The sequence below is a fragment of the Planctomycetaceae bacterium genome (assembly GCA_021371795.1).
GTDB lineage: Bacteria > Planctomycetota > Phycisphaerae > Sedimentisphaerales > UBA12454 > UBA12454.
The window spans coordinates 13,869-34,738 of record JAJFVK010000009.1 but is presented as its reverse complement, the minus strand read 5'-3'; the positions used below and the strand labels follow the sequence as shown (position 1 = coordinate 34,738).

The following is a 20,870-nucleotide window of genomic DNA, read 5'->3' as shown; positions in this document are numbered from 1 at the left end:
AGTCGAAAAGTCCGGAGAGCATCATAAGAAATCCTTTGCCAATGATATGAAAAACCGTAATTTACTTGTCAATGAGCTAACTATATCAAATGTGCGGCGAACTGCACGAAATTTTGTTAATTTTTAGAGATACCCTTAAATTATCACATCTTTAACGCTTGGTGGTCAAGCCCCCAAGCAGGCCGATTACTATTGGCGCAGCGCACCAACCGGTGTAAACTGAATCAAGTCCGCCCTCGTCAAGCTCATTATTCATATCGCAATGGCCGTCCCAGCACTGCCGCACAGGATCGTAAGACCCTCGCCACGCACCGTCCCAGTTTTCGGATTCTCCCTGGCACTGAATGCTGATTAGAAATTTTTTCAGCTTTTTGTAGCATTCATTATACGAATCGCTAACATTATTGACAATGTGTGCCAGCCCCATCACCGCATAGCCTTGAGTATAAACCAGATCAATCAAATGGTCTTGTTGAAGAGATGATTTTTCAGATTTCATGTCAGAATTCAATATTCCACCGCAAGGATGTTGTACGCTTGAAATCCAATCAGCCGCTTTTATTGCTATTTGCTTATAAGAGTCATCCTTGAATACCGAATAACCGATGCTAAAGCATTTCATTGCGATAGCGGTTTCAGACGAGACAGGCCTCCAGTCTTCACTGCACCCCTTGTTATTAGGCGACTCAAAAGAACTACGGAATCGACCGCTATCAAGCTGCATAGCCTTCAATTTTTCAAAAACTAAATTTGCGGCATCGGCATGTTTTTTTTCGCCAGTTATTGCATACAGACAAGATAGTCCAGCTGCCGGCCAGAGCCTGAATGCCGGCCCGTTATAATAGACGCCTTTTTGTGGAAAGGTGCCTTCGGAAGAAAGATTTCTTAAAAAGAAATCTGCTAATCTCACAGCCGAGGCGAGCAAATCTTCACGGGGGCGGAAATTGTAAAACCAACACATATTTCGTAAAATTTTCCCCAGATCGTTTGGCCAATGAGTACAAGTATATATTTCTTTTGGAATTGTTTTACCTTCAACTTTGTAAAACGGAAATGCTCCACAGATTTCGCCGTGCTCATGCCCATATTGGGCATCTAAAACCCAATTAAGTAAATTTTCACATATGTGTTCATATTTATTTGAGTCTGTGGCAAGCCCGTAAGAGGCCAGTGCTCTTGCCATTTCCATGTTGCAATCCGGCCGCACCCAGTTTACATGTGATTTAAGATTTATTCTCCATCGCTCATACATACCAAACCGGCCGTCCGGTTTGGTCAGCATCTTACGACAGACCCAATCGAATAATTTTACTGCAGAAACCGCTTCTGGACAACAATCATTCATATGCAAGACCTATAAAAAATAGTAGCTTTAATCCGGCTTCATCCTTAGAAAAAATAGAGATGGCATTCGAACCACTGTATTTTTTAGAAACCATGTATTACAACATAAGGTTTCCTTCATGAAAAGATAGTATATTTTGTGTTTTTGTCCCACCATTTTGTATTAAATAAATGATGATTCTGAGTTAGCATCAGGGGAGGGATGGGCTGTGTCCTCGGCAAAATGACGTGTGTTTGAGTTGACGAAAGCTGTTTGTAACTCAAGCTTAAACAAAGACTAACATTAAATATGTGCCACGCAAATTAATGTACGAACACCCAATCATATGTTTTCCATTTTTGGGACAATTTAAGATAAAACATATTAAAGCTTGGTCTTATACAAAGTGGGGGGAGAAATAATCAATTTGGTGTTCAAAAGTGATGTGCTAAATGCAATAATGTGTAATAATGCGTTTAGATATTTTATAGAAGGCATAAGCCGAATGAATATTTGCGAGTTTTATGGCATATAGTAATGTTTAAAATACGGAGGGTTAAATAATGAACAATAGGGACAAAAAGGCGTTTACGCTTGTAGAACTTCTGGTAGTAATATCGATTATAGCAGTTTTGCTGAGTGTTCTGATGCCTGCATTGACAAAGGCAAGGGAAATTGCCAGGAGTGCTGTCTGCAAGAGTAACGAGAAGCAATTGGCGTTAGCGTCGACAACATGGTCTACGAATAATGATGACTGGGCTCCGCCGGTTACATGGAATCGTTCAGATCCGTTCGCACCCCCATTTGAGAAATACAGCAACCCTGGTTCGCTTCAGCGTTATCTGGGAGGCGCAAGTCAGGCGAAGTCAGGCACGGTGTTAACATGTCCATCGGCAGTGTTTTCAACGTTTTCCGGTACAGTGCACGAGGAAGATATTCTCGCAAAGGTTCCGCAAAATAAAAGAAATACCTATGCCATAAATGGCTGGATGGCCGCTGCTTTCAGAGGTGCCCCTTATAAGAATAATTTTGTTAGTCCGGGTTCTCTGCCAACGCCAGGGCGGTCCGGTGTCGAATGGGAGGGCCCGCCGGGAGATAGAACATATAATGGGGGTGGTGAGTGGGGAATTTATAACTATCTGCATGGTTCTACCAAGTTTTGTAATGTACGCCGTCCAGGTGAAACCATATTCTTTATCGATCATGAGTTTGGGGCGATTTACCCTGGTGTTTTTGACCCGCTCGCAAAATCTAAATCTAACCCTGTTACCCTTTTTGCAACTCGTTGGCATGATAAGAAACCTGGAAAATTGTATGGCTATGCTAATGTTAGCTGGGTTGACGGTCATTCATCGAGGGAACCATCTGATTTGTCGCAATTGTCCCCGGCTGGAACGATACCGCGATGGTGTCATTATTTCTGGAATCATTAACAAGTTGCAGTTGAGAGTGTTTTTTCTACTGCTTAGTATATATAAACAGAGTGTAAAAGTTGAACAGTAACTATCACAAGAACTTTTTATAGTAATGGAGGAATAGTGATGAAAAAAATGGTTATGCTGAAAAATGTGATATTGTTTTTTTGTTTGATGTTTGTTTTCGGAAATGTGGCTAAGGCGGCGATGGTCAATGATTTTGAGTCATACACCACCAATGCCCAATTACAAGCTGACTGGCAGAATCCGTATTACTCGGGTAATGGTACGTTCACACTTACACTTGATACTACAAACGGAATTGGCGACTCCAAGGCGCTGAAGTACACCTATGCGGTAGGGTCTACCGCTGATATGCAGCATCTCTATACCACAGCTTTGGGGAGTCTGGATTGGACCAATTACGATAGGCTGAGATTCTGGTATCGGCCGGTTGGTTGTAATGCCGGTCGCACATGGCAGGCATACCTTAATAGTGCCAGCGGTGGTATTTCATCTGTGGTGACGATAGACAATTTCACAACCCAGAGCAATGAATGGCATATGATGGAATTTAATCTTGATCAGAATGGAAAATCTCACGATATTAACTTTTTCATTGGATATTTCTACGGTTTACAAGCGGGTGACAACGGTATTATTTACTTTGACAATCTTGAATTGTTTAAAGATCAAATTCATGAAAGCGGCGGCTCAACCGGTGTTATGGAAAAAGGAAGCGGTTCCGACAGTTACACTGTTAATTTGGAAAAGCAGCCTACCGCAAGCGTAACAGTAACTGTTACTCCACAAGACACAACATTAGATATCGGCAATGGAGCAGGCGTATCTAAAACTCTGACATTTACGACTGCAAACTGGGATGTGCCGCAGACAGTGACTGTGAAATCAGCCAATGATGTCAATGCAGCCGGTACCAAGATTGTGGCCGTTATAAATCACATTTCCAGCGACAGCCAATCGATTAGAAGTGTTAATGTTACCATTTGGCCATCCGAGTGTGTAATTGAAAATTTCGAGAGCTATGAAAGTTATATTGATATGGATTATGTTTGGCTGTCCGGCGGTGTATGGGGAGAAGGTGCCAATGCTATTCAGGATCTGGCTACCACGATCTCGCATGGCGGCACAAAATCGATGCAATACACGCTTTCCGGTACTCCAGGGGATGCTGTTGGTTTCACAATGAGCGCTTTTCAATCTGTGGATTGCAGGATGTATGATTATGCACGTCTCTGGTATAGAGGCGATACAAGTAATATCGCTGGTGGCACTATGCATTTTATATTGAGAGATCTCTCGTCATTCGAGAACCTTGGCGAAGAGATAGCTACAAATCTGCAAAGCGCGACCTGGCAGCCTCTCACAATTAAATTTGATAAAAGCGATAAATGGAAAAAGATCGACCAGGTACTTATGGGTGTATATCCCAATGGCGCAACGGTGTGGTATGACGACATAGTATTTTATAAGAGTCCTGTCTGTATTACAGAGAGCAACGATGTAACAGAAGTAAGCGAGGTGGCCGCCTCGGATACATATACAATAAGACTTCTGTATGTACCGACGTCCAATGTTACAGTTACGGCTCATACAGACGGGCAAACCACAGTTGATAGTGGTTCGGGCGCTGCCCAGACGGCTCAGGTGGCATTCACACCTGCCAATTACAATATAGCGCAAACCATCACTGTCAGAGCGGTTGATGATAGTGTTCTTAATTTTGATCGCCACTCACTAATCACACATACATTAGTCAGTACTGATACACGCTACGGTGATTGTATAGTCCCTGATGTCAATGTAGTAATTCACGATAACGAATGTGGCGCATGGAGCTATAAGGGTGGTGACCTGAATGAAGACTGCCGTGTTAATATGAAAGATTTTGCGTTACTGGGTATTAATTGGCTCGGCACTGTTACTGAGACAACCCTACAGGATTTTGAATCTTATAATGATGAGACTTTTGCCAATAGCTGGGAAGCGTATTATAATTCAACACATCCCAGCAGTCTTGTTCTGCTGACTGACCCGGCTTATGCCCAAACAGGGCAAAAGGCGGCACAATGGTCTTATGATTTAAGCGGTGCTTTGGCGGATGGAAAGTGTGAAGTATTATATACACTGGATGCACCTGTAGACTTAAGTCAGTATGATGAGATAAAGGTCTGGATCAAACGCCACGCTGGTAACAGCGATGAACATCTCTTCTATATCAAATTCTTAAATAATGGCGGCATGCTTGCAAATATAGCAGGCGAAAGTTTGGTATATGATGGTGCCACCATTAGTAATCCGGATGTATGGACTGAATGGACAGTTGACCTGCACAACCTGAATTATGATTATGCCTCTGGAAATGGCTATAATTCTCTTGAGGATATAACATCTATGTCGCACATTTTGTTTGGGATATGGAGTTCAAGCACATTAGGTGACATGGGTTCTGGTGTAATAGACCTTGACGAGATAAGCTTGGGCGTGTTTTTATCTGGGGACTTAGATAAAAATGGCAAGATTGACTTTGCGGACATTGCTAATTTTTCTGATATGTGGCTTGATTGTACTGACCCGCAACTGTCAGGTTGTGAAAACTTATTCTAAGTTGAAGTTGTTAAGAATGCATTGAATGGATATGACAGCAGGAGCCGGAGGCTTGTCTTTGGCTCCTGCTTTTTATGAACCGAAGTTGCGGGAGTTTAAAAAGTGGATATGTTGAATAAAACTGTTGATATAAGAGCAGCCGTAGTTTCTGCCTTGGTACTATCGGTGTTTATGTTCGTCTCCGCATTCGGTGCGAATGCCTTGCAGAATACGCGTTACAGCTATTCTTCCATACCTGACGGCGGAAATGTCGATACCAACATACCCTATCCCACCAAACTAAGCGATGGCCTTTCGGGGTATAACTATCCGTATTCAGTCGAATGGTTTCCGACACATATGCCCAATAACACGCTTGATATTGATTTCAGGCTCGGTACAAGTTATTCAATTGATGTGGTAATGAGCTACTGGCTTGAGATTCAGCAGTCCAAAAGATTTATTCCGGCTGTGGTGGAAGTATATTCCTCGTCGGACAGAATTAACTATACATATCGCGGAATAATGACACCAGTTTTTACAGCAGATAACTGTGTGGGGCAGTTGGCGCTTAAGCTTGATACTCCGATAACGGATCCCTATTTAAGAATACGAGTGATTGATAATACTATTTCTCAAAGTGGTGTTGTTTCACTGTTGGAGGTTGAAGCTTACCAGGAGAATTTTCTTTACGATGATTTAGCATTGGGAACTGCTGTGTCGTATGGCGGAACCATTCCGAATGGGACTAACACCGATGGAACCGGCAGAAGAGTTACCGATGGAACCTCACTTTTTGACCAGACCAAAAGCGTACAGTGGAATTTTGGTTTGTTCGGGAGCGGTGATTCAGACCCATATGTTTATATTAAACTTCCCAGAACCACGACACTTAAAGAGGTATTTGCCGACTTTATGGCTAAGACCAGTTCCAATATTAAAGTTCCTACCGTTGTAAATATTTCAACGCGAATGAATAACGAGTCTAATTACACGTTTAGGGGTAGTCTTAATAATGTAACGAACGCAGACGGCAAAATAAACCGGTTTGTATGGACGGGAACCGATGACACCGTTTGCGATTGGGTACTTTTGGCTTTCACCCGGTCGCCTTTAAGTGGTATTGTCAGCCTGACAGAGATGGGCGTTTATGGAGATGAGCACGTTTCATACAAGCATAACGCTTATCGTACGGCAGGCGTTATGACAATAAACTGCGGCGTTGACGCATTTTATCGGCCAGACGGCTACGTCAATGGCGCGTGGACCAAGTACTGGCAGGATCCGTCGCCGGATAATTTTGATGAGATCGTCCGCGTTTTGCACGATGTATATGGATATAATACGCTTTTTATTGAATGGAACGGCGAAGTAGATTGGGATACAGCGCTGCAATACTATCAAATCTGGGCTGATGCCTGTGCAAAGTACAACGTGGAAATGGTGCCGGTTATCGGGTTGGTACAGTGGGATTACTGTTTAAATGTGAATCCAAGCGCGCTATACCAACGTTTTTATGATATTGCTCCGCTTATTGACGTAACCAATATTGATGCGAGGAATTATTTCAGAAATTTTGTAGGTGTTTTGCTGACGCAGATTCCTTCGATAAAAATGATTTCGCCGATTGACATAAACGTATACGCCCAGGCAAGAGGGCTGATGGGTACCATATATAGCGGAACAGATGTGGGGAACTGGATTAATTCGCTAATGACTTATGCCGCAGACAAAGAAGGGGCAGTTCTTTTTCAGCAGCCGGTAGAACCATATAATAACGCTTCGTGGTTGAGCCGCTGCCAGAGCAGGCTGTGCGATACCTATTGCTACCTGCTGAATGATGATTATGCTACCTTGCAGAATTATATCTTTGAGCAGGATTCTGTTTACGGCAGTCGGGCCGAGGGCGATTTGGTTATAGTTGACGATTACGGCAATGTAATGGACTCATATAAGCAGGTTAGTGCCGCTAACGTAATTGAGGCCGCCGGCGGAGAACTTTCCATTGACAATTGTGTTACTTCGATAGTGGCAAAGGGACGCGGGGAGTATTTCTGGTACAATATGTTGAAGTTCGGCCGATATGTAGGGAAGTGGGAATCGCCAATGGAAGTGGTTGGAACGATTTTCCGAAGACATCACGGTGTTGACCCTGACAGTTATCAGGCTTCAGATTTAGATAACAACTCCCCGGTTAATTTTGCTGATTTTGCATTGCTTGCTCAGAATTGGTTTCAGTCTGGCAGCGACATTGTCGGTGATATAGATCAGAACGGCATAGTTGATTTTAATGATTTGTCAAAGTTGGCTTATTATTGGCTGACTGATAACCAATAATGGTTAGCTGTTTGAGACCTATGAAAAACTGACATTTCGAAAGTTTGAGATTGCCGCAGCCTTTTTCAAAGACCTTGCAGTGACATAAAAAATATACTCTGTCATTGCGACTAAAGTCCCCTTGCGGGAGAAGTCCCGATTAATCGGGACGACGAAGCAATCTCGTGTTTTTCAGAGGTCTCGTTTGTGAGAAAGTAATGAATTGTATTTTATAATTTTATAATTTTGGAATTTAAATGGATCTAACACACAAAAAATTATCACCTGGAACTGAGCATCAGTTGAAGACGGCATCTGTTGATTTGATGTTTGTACCGCCATCGCCGGTTACGGACAAGATAAAGCTTGATATCCGCGGCGCTGTTACAAACCACAGCAATGAGACGATGAAATTTGAGGTATGTTTTTATCTTGGCAAGCAGGAAGAAAGCTGTTTGTTGCATCGCGAAAATATAAGTGTCGCTGCAAAATCGATTACCGAAGTTTGTTTCCACTGGCCGACAAAAGGTAGTGTCGGTTGCCATTTGGTGTTTTTCGTTGCTACCAGCGGTTCAATAAAATCTTGCGAGACTCGAACGCTTGAGATTATCGCATCTGATGTGCCAAGCTCGCGCAGAATCAGTGGCGCCTGGCTGGGTCTGTTGCACTGGTGCGAGAAAGAAGGTCGTCTCTGGAATGAAAATATCAGACAGCTTACCGATGAACACTGGGCTGAAATGGTCAGAGAAATGCATGAAATCAAAATGGATATTATAGTTATCCAGGAATTGTTCCGCAATCAGATGTACTATGGCAAACACACAATCGAGGGCGACGGTTATCATGGAAAGGCTTTTTATCCTTCGCGTCTTTATCACGGACGAATGCCGATCACAGCTAAGAACCCAGTGGAAGCTATTCTCACCGAGGCCGACAAACATAATATGAATGTATTTCTTCCTGTTGGCATGTATGCCTGGTTCGATTTTACCAAAGGTTCATTGGAATGGCACAAACAGGTTGCTGATGAACTGCATGAATTGTATGGACACCATAAATCCTTTTATGGATGGTATGTATCCGAGGAGGTGTATGGCGACCTTGGCAATGACCCGCAATACCAGTGTGAGATTGTGGAATTCTTTCATGAATTCCAGGCTCATTGTCGCCGCTTAGCCCCCTGCAAGCCGGTGATGCTGGCTCCGAATTGCCATTTTGTCCCTCGTGCTGTTGAAAGTTGGCGTAAATTATTGAAGCACTGCGATATAATCTGTCCTTTCGGCTTTCACCGTATGCCGGCAGGTGATATCAGCGGTACTGAAGCGGCGGAATTAATGCAGAAACTTTGCGAAGACGCCGGAGCTCACTTGTGGATGGATATGGAAATGTTTTCATTCGAGGAAGATAACGCCTTGTATCCTCGCTCAATTAGCGGGATAATCGGCGATTTATGCAAGTTCACCAACTTTGAACATATACTATGTTATCAATTTCCGGGCTTGATGAATGCGCCGTGGGCAACAGAGAAACCGGGCGGTGAAGCCACGGTAAAGCTTTACACAGATTATTATAACTTTCTCAAATCTCGCGAGCGGAAAGTAGCGGAAATTATGAGTAAACAATCAGGAAAACGCTATTTATATGCTGACAACCAAAACGTTACGCGGTAAGGATTTATTTGACAAGGTATAAGTTATGATTTCACAGCGGATATACAAAATGGGGGGATCAAAGTACAAAACGGAGTTTTTTGTGTCAAAAAAATATGTATAATAATTGTAGGTATTTTGATTTTGAGCGTGTTGCTCAAAAGTTCAGAGTGTCTGTTAGTTTTTTAGTGGAGGATAGAAAAATGAAGAAAAATGTTTTATTGTTGGTTTCTTTAATTGTAGTGTTGTCGTTTGGCAGTATCGCGTCGGCTGGGTATCTATTCTGGGGCGGAGAGGCTGTACCTGGCACAACTACTGAGTGGAGTACCGCTTCAAACTGGGGCTTAAATGGTTGGGGTGCTCCTCCTGCAACGAGTGCGCCAACATCTGCAGATACACCCTATGTTACCCGCACAAATGGTCCTGTTATCCATAATGGTGATGCCGCTGTAGCCCAGTTGCTGGTTATTGCAGATTGGGGTTTGACTGGTAATGTGTCAATGACAGGTGGAGCCCTTAATGTTGATTCCATGCAGATGGGCTTTGGTACCGGTTCGCATGGTATATTCAATATGAGCGGAGGAAACGCGACAGTTGCTGGTTGGCTTATGGTTGGTATGGGCAGCGCAGCCAATGTGAATCTTAGTGGCGGCACTCTGCTATGCGCCGCAATACAGTGCAGTTCACTCGGTGTTGTCACTATTAATCCCGGCGGAAAGCTGTTGATATGGGAATCAGCGCCTATTAATGGTTATATTCAAGCCCATAATATAGTCGCTGGCGGTAACAGCACGTTAGTGGTTGCGCCCAATGGCGACGGCTATACCTCGATAACAGCGATACCTGAGCCGGCTACATTAGCACTGCTCAGTATTGGCGGCTTGCTTTTCCGTCGCAAAAAATAATTATTGCACATTATATAAAAGGATTGAAAGGCTTGGCTTTATAGCCAAGCCTTTTGTATGCCAGACACACAGGTTGTGCGAAAAGGGGGTGATGTGGTTACGCGTTTGTTTTAGGGCAAGTCATGGGTGTTTTACGGGTTTCGGTAGAGTATGATAGAAGTTGGTTGTGCACGTTAGCACGGCACGGTACTTTGAAAGCCCGCTTTTTTATTGAAAAAAATAATATTATATATATATACTAATACAACAGTACGCAGAAACATCGGGTTAAAACTTGATGCTTTTTGTAGAGTTTGCAAGATGTGTAGTTTGTAATTGTTATAATTAGTTATGACTATGAAAATCAAAGGAGTGTGTATGTCTATGTTTAAAAAAATTGCAGTATTGTGTATTGGTGTTGTGTTGGCTTGTTCAGCTTTAACCGGCGAAGCAAAAACTAAAAGTTCATCGGCAATTGATCCGAATGTACTACTGGATAAAATCCATGGTAGTTTATACGGTAAATGCATAGGGCTGGTACTTGGTCAGCCGATGGAAGGGTGGGAGACAAAAATTACTGAACAAAAGGCACGGGACGTTAATTCCTGGCCTATTACATATTATTTACCAAACAATTTTGACACCGGTTTAAAGGGTTTTCTCTTCGGCAATTTTGATTGCTACCCGCCCAATGACGATACAGCTCTGATGATGATGGGATTCATAGCCCTGCGTGATTATGGACTGAATTTTACCCCAAAACAACTGGCTCAAATCTGGAGCAAGAGTATGGACGGTGCCTGTACTGCAGAAGGCGTTGCTTTGTATAACTTTAAAAGAGAAGTCTGGCCGCCGGAATCAGGCGTAAAAGACAATCCGTATTGTCAGTGGATTGGCGCTCAGATGAGAGTGGATATTTGGGGGATGATAGCGCCCGGTTTGCCGCAGGTTGCTGCCGAGTATGCAGAGCGAGATGCTTGTATCAGTCATGCAGGAAATGGTATTTATGCTGCTAAATATGTTGCAGCACTAATAAGTCTGGCAATGAATCATCAGGATGTTCGTACGGTAGTGCAGGATGCTTTGGTCGTTATTCCGGAACATTGTGAGTATGCCAGAGCTATTCGCGATGTTATTGCCTGCTATGACCGCGGCGATGATTGGCACAAGACATGGCAAATGGTCGATGACCGCTACGGCTGGAACGATGATGGCGCTCGCGTAGGCGATTTTATAGACCAGAGCCGTTATGATAAAAAAACTAAGACATATGAATCATTAAACGCACGATGGGTTCATGCTGTGCCAAATGGAGCTATGGTGGCCTTGGCTTTGCTTTACGGCAAGGGAGACTTCAGCGATTCGATTTGTCTGGCGGCGATGTGCGGGTATGACTGCGACTGCAACGGCGGTACAGTAGGAAGCGTACTCGGAGCAATGATAGGTGAAAAAAATATCCCTGCCAGGTGGAAAGAACCGCTTAATAATCGATTTAAAACTGGCGTGCATCATAATTTTCCTGAAGAGCTTAAGATTAGCGATTTGGCCTTAGAAATTACCGGTTTCGCAAAGCAGCAGCTGAAATGTAGTGAAAATATTCCTGCTAATACAAATTAAGTTCGGGATTTTCAACGGAGTTGATGTCTCTGGTGATAGATGTAATACTTGCTGTATTGTGTTCAGGATGCGGGTCGAAGCTATTCACCGCCTGCCAATTTTGTTTTGGTTTAAGTTATAAATTTTATATAGTTTGGATGGAAAAATGAAAACTGAGCTGTTTATAAAATGCAAAAATGTTTTTTGGTTGACGGTTTCATGTTTTTTGTTCTTAACTGTGAAAACGATGGCCAAACCGATTAGCGGAGCGTTTATTCAAATTAATCCGCATATGGCCGGTTATACCCAGGCTAACTGGGATGAGGAAATTGGGCTGATGAGTCGGGCAGGGATGGATACAGTTATCGTTGCTCCTTCAATAGCCGATGGTGTTGCTCATTATCCAAGCGCTCTGCCGTTTGTAACCAAAGTTGAGGACAATGGGCTGATAATGATTTTAAACGCCTGTGATACTTATAATATAAAATGCCTTGTCGGACTGGTCGGGGACGGCAGATGGTGGACAGATAGAAGCGACACGGTATTATCTTCGATGGCGGCTAATAACATCGCTGCGGCAGATGAGCTTTTGCCGCTGGTAAGTCCGCATACGTCTTTTGCGGGCTGGTATATGACCGAAGAGATTGTTTTTCATGAGTGGACCGGCACCTCTCATACCCGGCTCATAAACATTCTTCTTAATCCGGTCGTCAATCATCTAAAAGCCATAACGCCTGATATGCCCGTGGCCAATGCCCCGTTTGTTTATGATTTTAATGCCGGTGCGGATGCGTGTTTTAACTGGTGGAATTATACTCTCAGTCAGGTTGATTTTGATATAACAATGCTTCAGGATGGGTTGGGCGCTGACCAGAACAGGCAACCCGAGCAGATAATTCCATATTTCAAAAATCTTGCAGTGGCCTGTCATAATAATGGAGTTCAATTCTGGAATGATCTTGAAACTTTTAATCAGTCGGATTGGTCGGCCAAGACATTCAGCGATGCGAGAATTCAGATAGATATCAGTAAGGCGTATGTTGATAAAATAGTGACGTTTGAATGGTTTTACATTACGCCGACCCAGCGAATGCGAGGGTGGATCCGAACTACGGACAGGCAAAACTTTTATGTAAAAATGCTGGCGCATAATAAAGGGTTTGAATTAGCATCGCTTAATAAAACCTATACATCAAGTATAACTCCATCCGCAAGCTATCCTGATACGAATCGCGAACTGACAGATTCGCAGATTGATTGGACGATGGCTTCGCAGGTAGGTTTTTTTCTTAGCGGCACACAGGATTTTATGATTACAATTGATTTGCGGGAAAATATCTCGGCTAAATATGGTTTTTCCGCAACGATAATGAAGCAGGCGAGCTGGGGAATTGTCCTGCCGAGCCGTATACAGGTGTATGCATCCGAAGACAATCAGACTTTTAATTATGTTACTCAGCTCACAACATTCCCGGCTTCCGGCGATTCTCTTAATGTGTATTTTGGTTTTCCGCAGCAGCACATCTCGGCCAGATATATTAGATTTAAAATTCGTGCAACGAATTGGCTGATGTGTTCGGAACTGAGTGTTTATAGGAGCGCTCCGACAGGAGACTACAATTTTGATTTTAAAATCGATATGCAGGACGTTGCAGAACTGGCTGGTCAATGGCTGCACTATGGTACTGATGGAACAATAATCAATAATAAAACTTTTGCCGTATTAGCTGCAAACTGGAAATGGCACAGGGATGACAAAGAGACCTATCGGAATCAATTTTACAAGCTGGGAGGTGTTCAGCTTACACAGGATTCGCCTTATATGCAGGGCAGAAGCGTTGAAAGTATAGCTTCTGAGCTGTCTGTCAACGGAGTAGAGTCGGTGTTTATTATACCGACCTCTACAGATGGAATTAAGGATGGAATTGTAACGGCTTTGCACGAAAAAGGTATTGGGGCAGGGCTGATGATGTTTGCAGATAGTGTTTATACCTCGCCGAGCATTTTTCCGCCCGGATGGGAAGGCTGGCTGATGGAATTCCTTAACACGCCGAATGTTCAGCATCTTTCTTTTATACATGATGGGTATCGTCAGTGGATGAAACAACGTGCAGCCGCACTTTGTAATACTTACGGCTTTGACGCGATTACTTTTGCCGAGCCTATGTACCCTGTTTATGACGGTGTTACGCGAAATCCGGTTGTGTATGCCGATGTGTCATCAGCCTATCAGAATATTTTTAAAACGGATACAGGTGAAACGAATTTTCCGGATTTTACAAATTCTGCAAGCCCGTATTATTTTAAGACCAACACAGCTCTTTATCAGAAACTTGTCCAGCACAGGAAAGATTCGATTACGAATTACTTTGATGAAATAATTAACGGAACCGGCGGCCTCAGACAGTCGTCGCCTGATACGCTGGTAGTTACATGGTCTCTTGCCTGTTCAAAACTGCAGAATGGCGGTGTCGGTATTTTACCTGAATGGGAAGGCAACGATGCGTACAGTATCGTAAAAAAAGCCAAGCCGGACATACATTATTTTCAAACTCACTGGCCTGACTGGTGCGATTCTGATTTGAGTCCGGAACATGTTTATTATTATATTGATAATTTCAAAGAGGCGTGGCATGCTATGCCGGATGTTCCCGTTGGGGTACAGGATGATATCGGAAGTATGGATTCCATGCGGCGCAGTAATCAGTATTACAATGATTTTTTGGCTGCCTGCGAAGCGAGTAATGTTGCAAACTCGACTTATTACTGCTTTGACATTCGCGGAGATATTTATGAGGCTGCGCCACAATTAAAACGAATTTCAAAGGGTATAATTGACAGCAATATAGTACTCGAATTCGATCAGCGCATACATTCAAACAGCGCTGCCATAATGAGTCAAAGGACGATAACCAGTCTTTCAAACGGCACATGTAACGTTCTATCGGCAACTGTTGACGGAAATCTGCTGAAGGTGCAGCTTGACAAATCAATCGAGTCTGGTGAAATATTATCGGTTGATGTTGGCGGGATAAGCGATGACCCATCTGTAAGGTGGGTTACGCCGGATATTGCCGCAGGCCAGACTAATACAATTTCAGCCGGAACAGTGATCGAATTAAGGGTAAAATAGTTATATGGCAATAGGAAATAAAGTTTAAGGATAATATTTATCTGAGTCTTATGCGAATCTTTGGCTTTGTCTAATGGTGCGATACAATAGAAGAACCCAACGTGGTTGCCGCAATCAGCGTAACGCGACTGGGCGCACAGGCTTCAATGCCTACCAGACAGGAAGTTGATGCGTTTATCGCAGGTAAATAAACTATTTTTTAAAGGAATTTACACGAGTACTCATGGAATATTTCGCCGACAAGGAATTCGGCGAATGGTTCGGCTATCTTAGCAGACAGGGGCAGGTTCTCTTTCAGTCCAAAGGAGGCAAATGGAAGGGCTGTTTCCATCTTCCGCGAGCGTTGTTCCTTTGCTCGAAAGAACTTGAATTATTAGCCGCAAAATAAATTATCAATTATGTGAATGCAAAAATTAATTGCTTGCGATCCTTTAAGGTGGTGCCAAATGCATATAAAACATGGAATAGATGCTGTTGTTGTCTGTTTATATCTTCTTGCGACATTCATATTTGGTGTGTTTGCAAGCAAATTACTCCATAGCAATGCTCATAAAGAAGACGGCTATTTTCTTGCCGGTCGTAAAATGCCGGGCTGGCTCAACGGAATTTCATATGCGGTAACCTGCATGAATGCCAATGTTGGTCCTACCTATTGCGGGCTGACAGTGGTAGTTGGGCTGTCGGTGTGCTGGTATTATCTGTCGGCATTCACATTCGGTTTGTTGATAGCGGGCATGTTCTTTGCGGTAAAGTGGAGGGGCATGGGTATTTCGACAGGTCCCGAGTTCTTTACACTTCGTTTTGGAGGTAGAAGTGCTAAGTTTGTGCGTATATGGAGTTCATTCTCTGCAATTGCATTGTGCTTAGTGCCGTTTATGGGAATGGGAATGCTTGGCGTACACATGATTATAGGCCCGGTTTTCGGCATTGAAAACAAACTGATTACGCTATCGTTCATATTGCCGGTGCTGCTAATTTATGTCTGGATATCGGGCTATAGCGGGGTCGTGGTTAATGATTTGGTACAGATGAGCATCATACTTATTTCGAGTCTTGCATTGCTGATATTGGTGTTGATCCACTTCCATGGGCCGGCGGGACTTGCGGCATCAATAGTTGATGCACACGGCATTGATTCACAGAATATTTTTTCCCTGCTGCCGGTGCGGGGACACCGAGTATTCGGACCATTTATGGTGATTGCCTTTGTGCTTGTGTATAGTTTGGGCGCTGGCGGCAATATCGGAGCTGAAGGACAGCGGATTTTTTCTTGCAAATCGCCTCGCGAGGCGAGCAAAGTATATGTCTGGACGGCAATAGCCTTGTTTGTAATGCTCTTGGTAATGACATTGCCCACACTGGGATCGTTGGTGGAACATCCGGAGATGTACAAGGCTACACCTTCGCAAAGAGAGCAAATATATGGCATTATGTTGCAGGATTATCTGCCTGTCGGATTGCTTGGACTGGCGCTTGCGGCGGTAATGGCGTCAGTAATGGCAACGATCGGGGGACATCTCAACTACAGCGCACAGACACTGGTCAATGACATTTGCCGCCCGATTTTTGGTAGTATTTCAGACGGTAAGGCGATGTGGATCGGCAGACTTTCGATGATAGGCCTGCTTGCTGCGGCGGTCGTAATACTCTTTTTTTCTAAAAGCTTATTTGGTATGATGATTATTATAGCCGGTTTTTTTGCGCCGGCAGCTCTTTTGGGTTGGGGACAATGGGTTTGGTGGAGAGTTAATATATGGTCGTGGCTTACAGCTACTGTCGGCGGGCCTACGATATATCTTACGCTTGGCAGTGTGCTGCGAATTATACCATGGTGGAATCAGCATCTTGGCGGTGATGAATCTTCCACACAGCAGCTTCAGGTTTTACAGGTACTTATTGCTATCAGTATAACGACTATGCTCTGGATAATAGTAACATTGCTGACAAAACCTGAAGACACGCAAGTGTTAAAGAATTTTTATCGGCGTGCATTGCCTTTCGGGGCATGGGGGCCAATAAAGAAGAAAGTGTTAGAGGATGATGGTGAGGTACTGGGCTTGTCATCGCGTCGTGTGTTCTTTTCGGGAATTCTGGCAGTACTCACGGGCGCAGTGTGGATGGATAGTGCGGTGCTAAGCCTTTCAGCGTTGTTTGTAGCAAATTATCTTAAAGCTGGATTGCTGGCGGCAATAGCAATTGCAGGCGTATTCGTATTTAAATGGGTTTACAAGTGGCATATGGACAGAATTCTCTCGACAGAAAAACAGAACGCAGCAATAACAAAAGATCAGGTAACAGAAACGATAGTGAATGTGAATGGCCTTAATTTATGACAAATCAAAAAGGATTATAAGTGATGTTAAGTTCCAGACAACGAATAGAAGTCTCACTAAATCATAGAGAGCCGGATCGAACGCCAGTTTTTGAATATGTTTTATTGTCGCCGATTGCAGATATTCTGCTTGGACGTAAATATGCGGGCGATCCTGATAACTGGGATGCGATTGTACTCGAAAAAGGGTGGCTGGATGCGGTGCAGCAGAGCGCTGTCGACCAGTTAGACTTGGCTATGCTTCTTGGCTGGGATATGCTCTATGTGATTCCAAATCAGCTGTCTCAAAAAAAGCACAATCCGTTTGAAGCGTTACAGGAATTGAATCGTGACGATCCTGTCGAATTTGTTCGGAAAAGAAATGAAATAGCTTCGCAAAATATCGGATTAGCTGAAGAGAGTTTTTTTATTTATGAGTGTCTCAACAAAGAAATGAATCGCCGCGATGTGGATTTGCCGATACTTGCCCCTGCCTATGCTCATGGAATATGGACAGATGTTGAACTTATGCAGACAATGCTGCTCGCGCCGGATGTTGCGCATCAGCATTTCGCACTGGCTACAAAGCAGGTTTTGGGAATGATTGATAAATATTTCAGTCTGGGAATAGATCAATTCGGGGTAGGGGGCGATTTTGCCGGTAACCGTCCTATGATTTCGCCGCAAGCATACCGTGAATTTATTGTTCCTGAAGTTCAAAAGATTTCTCGCAGGATTCACAGTCTGGGAGGATACGCAATCAACGCCAGTGATGGGAACCTTTGGTCTGTAATAGAAGATTTTCTGTTCGGATGCGAGGTTGACGGTTATCTTGAAATCGACCGGCATGCCGGAATGGAATTAGACAAACTTAAGGCCATGTATGGCGACAAGGTTACATTTTACGGAAACCTGGATTGTGGAAATACGCTTTCGTTCTGCTCGCCACAGGAGGTGCGGCAGGCTGTAATAAAGTGTATTGAGCAAGGTCAGGGAAAAGGCGGGCACATCCTCTGTGCTAGCAATGCGATTACAAGCAGTGTGCCATTTGAAAATTATATAGCGGTAGTGAATGCTTACAGAGAAGTATTTGGCTTAACTAAATTCAAACCCTGTAAAGGGTAGCAAAAGGAGGCTATGACATTGTCTTTTTTTATTAATGAAAAAATTGATTTTCGTGCTCACAATGAAGAGGTTGCCAGAGTATGGCAAGCTTACAATCAAGGACGGCCTTATCGCGTTCCTGTAAGTGTGATCGGCAGTATCACCAATTATTTTCTGAATCCTCATGTTAATACAAATGGCTGGTCATTTCGTGATTTTTTTGAAAATCCAGAAATTCATATTCAGGCACAACTTGAATATCAGAAATGGCAGCGATTTCATTGGGTTTGTGATCGCGAGATGGGTTTGCCGGAAGACGGCTGGTCGGTAAGTGTTGATTTTCAGAATTCCTATGATGCCGGTTGGGTAGGCTGTCCCCTGGAATACATACCAAGCCAGGTTCCTGATACCAGGGAAATTCTCAAAGAGCATAAAGAAAAACTTTACGAATTCCCAAAAGAACTGCCTGTCGAGCACGGTTTGATGGGGCGGGTACTGGAATTTCAAGATTATATGTTCGATTCTTGTAAGCATCGAGAATATGAAGGCAGGCCTGTGCATGTTATGCAAATGACTTGCGGTGAGGGAACTGACGGCCCCTTGGATTTGGCCTATAAATTACGGGGAGCGGATAACCTGCTTGTTGATATGCTGACGGATGAGAAATACTATCACGATCTGATGACATGGATTACAGATAACCTTATCAGACGGATGAAACTAATGCGTCAGCGGAGATGGGATAAATTTCCAGAATCGCCCGATAAGGATAAATTCAAGCAGGCAAAATTTTGCTTTGCCGATGATGCGATTGCTCTGGTTTCTGCGAAACATTATCAGGAGTATGTCTATCCTTACCACAAGCGGCTGGTGGACGAGTTCTGCGATGGAAGCTATGTTGGTATACACCTGTGTGGAGACGCAACCAGGCATTTCAGTTTCCTTGCCAATCACCTTAATGTCAGGAGTTTTGATACGGGATTTCCTGTTGACCACGGCCGACTGCGAAAGGAATTGGGAATGGATGTGGAAATCAAAGGTGGTCCTACAGTGATGGTTATCAAAGATGGAACTATCGAAGATATCCGTAGTGAAGTTCAGAGGATTTGCCATTCAGGTGTTATGGCTGGCGGGAAATTCGTTATGATTGCAGCGAATAATCTGGCTCCGGGAACTCCTGTTCAAAATATTCAAGAGTTGTATGCAGCCGCAAAATTGTATGGTGCAATAAACTAAAACCTTATCAATGCAAAATGGTAATAAACAAGAGGTAATGGCTTCTGCGGAGGGTGGGTTTCCAGAGGTCTCATATAGCGTTTTTTCTGCAAGTAATTTCTTCATTCATAAAATTTCACTAATAAAAACCTCTAACCCTGCGAGAATTAAATAGGTAATTTTAATCTTACAATAATAGATGTTCAAGGTCTTTAAATTGCGTTAAAAATATTTTTTGTTAACTACCGATAAAAGCGTAATTTGAAGCGAAAAACAGGCTCTTTGAAGATAATTTTAACTAATTTCAATATTTCCCCTAAATACACTATTTTATCTATCTTAACAAAGACGATAATTTAGTTATTAGTGGAAAATGATTTTATAAACAAATGGAGTTGATTTATGACAATGTTAGAGACAGTAGAAGCCGTAGAAACGTCAGTAGAGAACAGAAGTGCTAACAGAACTGATTTGAGCTGGCCGGTAAGTATTTGGCTGCCGGAAGCAAACAGATTCTTCAATGGCCGAACTGTAAATGTCGCCAAGGGCGGGGTTTATATTTCATTGCCAATGTCGGCACCTGTTCGTCCCGGGCATATTGTTGAGATTAATTTCCCGCGTACAACGGCGCTTGCAGAGAAAAAAGGCCAGTTCGCAAGGATTAAAAGCGGTAAGGTTCTGCGAGTTCAGCGCGAATCTTTGACAACAGACGCTACAATCGGCGTTGCTGTTCAATTCGCATAGATCCTTAGCCACTAAGGCTTGAAGGCACAAAAAGTTACAATATAGTTAATATTTTAGTGTCTTGGTGTCTTTGTGGCTGTAATTCCAAAATTTTGCTTTGACATAGATACCTGCTATGTCTATAATACGCCCCTCAAATTTTGGATTTGGATAAAATTAAAAACTGGAGTAAAAAATGTACGCAATAATTGAACAGGGCGGAAAACAATTTAAAGTTCAGCAGGGCGACAAGCTTAAAATCGAGCTTGCTGATGTTAGTCCTGATGCAAAAACAATAGAGTTTGACAAAGTTTTGATGGTTGGCGAAGGCAAAGACGCGAAAATCGGCGCACCTTATGTTGATGGCGCTAAAGTTACGGCTAAATTCATAACTGAAAATGCGGAAGATTCACTCGTAAAGGGTCCAAAGCTGTTCCCGACGTATTTCAGACGCCGCAAGGCCAGCAAGAAACGTATCGGCCACCGTCAAAAATATATGGAAGTTATGATAGAAAAAATTTCTGCTTAATTGATTTTTAGAAAATTGAATAACCGACAAGGGCGAGTTAATACTCGCCCTTTTTTTTTGCTGA

Annotated in this window: 14 protein-coding genes; 13 read left to right on the top strand and 1 reads right to left on the bottom strand. The window is 43.2% G+C overall.

Annotation, left to right across the window (positions count from 1 at the left end; genetic code table 11):
• Positions 1-151: 151 nt before the first annotated feature.
• On the bottom strand, positions 152-1,345 hold the full coding sequence (locus LLF92_04910) for a hypothetical protein (GenBank protein MCE5340451.1): 1,194 nt from the start codon (positions 1,343-1,345) through the stop codon (positions 152-154).
• A 542-nt stretch (positions 1,346-1,887) separates the two neighbouring features.
• On the opposite strand from LLF92_04910, the gene LLF92_04905 reads away from it, so the two are divergent.
• The 13 genes from LLF92_04905 (at position 1,888) to rplU (ending at position 20,806) form a co-directional block, all read left to right on the top strand.
• A complete protein-coding gene (locus LLF92_04905) occupies positions 1,888-2,757 on the top strand; it encodes a prepilin-type N-terminal cleavage/methylation domain-containing protein (GenBank protein ID MCE5340450.1) in 870 nt (289 codons plus the stop codon).
• A gap of 108 nt (positions 2,758-2,865) precedes the next feature.
• Complete coding sequence (locus LLF92_04900; protein ID MCE5340449.1) at positions 2,866-5,367, top strand: hypothetical protein; 2,502 nt, start codon at positions 2,866-2,868, stop codon at positions 5,365-5,367.
• Positions 5,368-5,475: 108 nt separating this feature from the next.
• Positions 5,476-7,683, top strand: a complete 2,208-nt coding sequence (locus LLF92_04895; protein ID MCE5340448.1) for a hypothetical protein — start codon at positions 5,476-5,478, stop codon at positions 7,681-7,683.
• A gap of 236 nt (positions 7,684-7,919) precedes the next feature.
• Positions 7,920-9,332: a DUF4434 domain-containing protein gene (locus tag LLF92_04890; GenBank protein MCE5340447.1), complete on the top strand. Its 1,413-nt coding sequence runs from the start codon at positions 7,920-7,922 to the stop codon at positions 9,330-9,332.
• 80 nt (positions 9,333-9,412) lie between these two features.
• Positions 9,413-10,216, top strand: coding sequence for a PEP-CTERM sorting domain-containing protein (locus LLF92_04885; GenBank protein ID MCE5340446.1), 804 nt, complete (start codon positions 9,413-9,415; stop codon positions 10,214-10,216).
• Positions 10,217-10,579: 363 nt separating this feature from the next.
• A complete protein-coding gene (locus LLF92_04880; GenBank protein MCE5340445.1) occupies positions 10,580-11,812 on the top strand; it encodes an ADP-ribosylglycohydrolase family protein in 1,233 nt (410 codons plus the stop codon).
• A gap of 145 nt (positions 11,813-11,957) precedes the next feature.
• Entirely contained in the window at positions 11,958-14,924 is a 2,967-nt protein-coding gene (locus LLF92_04875; protein ID MCE5340444.1) for a DUF4434 domain-containing protein, read from the top strand.
• Positions 14,925-15,111: 187 nt separating this feature from the next.
• Positions 15,112-15,312 carry an AGE family epimerase/isomerase gene (locus LLF92_04870; GenBank protein MCE5340443.1) on the top strand — a complete coding sequence of 67 codons (201 nt, stop codon included), beginning with the start codon at positions 15,112-15,114 and terminating at the stop codon, positions 15,310-15,312.
• Between the two features lie 58 nt (positions 15,313-15,370).
• Positions 15,371-17,257 carry a hypothetical protein gene (locus LLF92_04865; protein MCE5340442.1) on the top strand — a complete coding sequence of 629 codons (1,887 nt, stop codon included), beginning with the start codon at positions 15,371-15,373 and terminating at the stop codon, positions 17,255-17,257.
• A 23-nt stretch (positions 17,258-17,280) separates the two neighbouring features.
• Positions 17,281-18,360, top strand: coding sequence for a hypothetical protein (locus LLF92_04860; protein MCE5340441.1), 1,080 nt, complete (start codon positions 17,281-17,283; stop codon positions 18,358-18,360).
• Between the two features lie 12 nt (positions 18,361-18,372).
• A complete protein-coding gene (locus LLF92_04855) occupies positions 18,373-19,575 on the top strand; it encodes a hypothetical protein (protein ID MCE5340440.1) in 1,203 nt (400 codons plus the stop codon).
• Positions 19,576-19,956: 381 nt separating this feature from the next.
• Positions 19,957-20,298 (top strand): PilZ domain-containing protein, encoded by a 342-nt coding sequence (locus LLF92_04850; GenBank protein MCE5340439.1) that lies wholly within the window; start codon positions 19,957-19,959, stop codon positions 20,296-20,298.
• Between the two features lie 175 nt (positions 20,299-20,473).
• Complete coding sequence (rplU, locus tag LLF92_04845) at positions 20,474-20,806, top strand: 50S ribosomal protein L21 (protein MCE5340438.1); 333 nt, start codon at positions 20,474-20,476, stop codon at positions 20,804-20,806.
• Positions 20,807-20,870: the final 64 nt, after the last annotated feature.

Excerpts from the sequence above, each read along its gene's own strand:
- LLF92_04855 (MCE5340440.1), top strand. The coding sequence starts at position 18,373 with ATGACATTGTCTTTTTTTATTAATGAAAAAATTGATTTTCGTGCTCAC.
- LLF92_04895 (MCE5340448.1), top strand. The coding sequence starts at position 5,476 with ATGTTGAATAAAACTGTTGATATAAGAGCAGCCGTAGTTTCTGCCTTG.
- LLF92_04900 (MCE5340449.1), top strand. The coding sequence starts at position 2,866 with ATGAAAAAAATGGTTATGCTGAAAAATGTGATATTGTTTTTTTGTTTG.
- LLF92_04860 (MCE5340441.1), top strand. The coding sequence starts at position 17,281 with ATGTTAAGTTCCAGACAACGAATAGAAGTCTCACTAAATCATAGAGAG.
- LLF92_04865 (MCE5340442.1), top strand. The coding sequence starts at position 15,371 with ATGCATATAAAACATGGAATAGATGCTGTTGTTGTCTGTTTATATCTT.
- LLF92_04910 (MCE5340451.1), bottom strand. The coding sequence starts at position 1,345 with ATGAATGATTGTTGTCCAGAAGCGGTTTCTGCAGTAAAATTATTCGAT.
- LLF92_04850 (MCE5340439.1), top strand. The coding sequence starts at position 19,957 with ATGACAATGTTAGAGACAGTAGAAGCCGTAGAAACGTCAGTAGAGAAC.
- LLF92_04890 (MCE5340447.1), top strand. The coding sequence starts at position 7,920 with ATGGATCTAACACACAAAAAATTATCACCTGGAACTGAGCATCAGTTG.
- LLF92_04880 (MCE5340445.1), top strand. The coding sequence starts at position 10,580 with ATGTTTAAAAAAATTGCAGTATTGTGTATTGGTGTTGTGTTGGCTTGT.
- LLF92_04875 (MCE5340444.1), top strand. The coding sequence starts at position 11,958 with ATGAAAACTGAGCTGTTTATAAAATGCAAAAATGTTTTTTGGTTGACG.
- rplU (MCE5340438.1), top strand. The coding sequence starts at position 20,474 with ATGTACGCAATAATTGAACAGGGCGGAAAACAATTTAAAGTTCAGCAG.
- LLF92_04905 (MCE5340450.1), top strand. The coding sequence starts at position 1,888 with ATGAACAATAGGGACAAAAAGGCGTTTACGCTTGTAGAACTTCTGGTA.